The organism is Paraburkholderia sp. SIMBA_027, assembly GCF_046535315.1.
Taxonomy (GTDB): Bacteria; Pseudomonadota; Gammaproteobacteria; order Burkholderiales; family Burkholderiaceae; genus Paraburkholderia; species Paraburkholderia tropica.
The window spans coordinates 1-266 of the sequence record NZ_JAWRWY010000732.1 but is presented as its reverse complement, the minus strand read 5'-3'; the positions used below and the strand labels follow the sequence as shown (position 1 = coordinate 266).

General features: G+C 56.8%; 1 protein-coding gene. It reads left to right on the top strand.

Annotated elements, in window-relative coordinates:
* A partial coding sequence (locus SB764_RS40980) for a Tn3 family transposase (RefSeq protein WP_410866894.1) occupies positions 1 to 266 on the top strand: 266 nt, incomplete at both ends.

The following is a 266-nucleotide window of genomic DNA, read 5'->3' as shown; positions in this document are numbered from 1 at the left end:
AGGGGATCAGCGCTCATCAGATTGGTTGGATGCGCGCATTCCATGCTCGATCGGAGACTTACCGCGCGGCGCAAGCGTGCATCACCGAGTCCCACACCCAGCATCCGCATTCCCGCCTTTGGGGTAATGGCACAACGTCATCGTCCGATGGCCAATTCTTCCGTGCGAGCGATCGTGCTGCAAAGCGCGGTGACATCAACTTGCATTACGGCAGCGTGCCAGGATCGAAATTCTATAGCCATCTGTCAGATCAGTACGGCTACTTC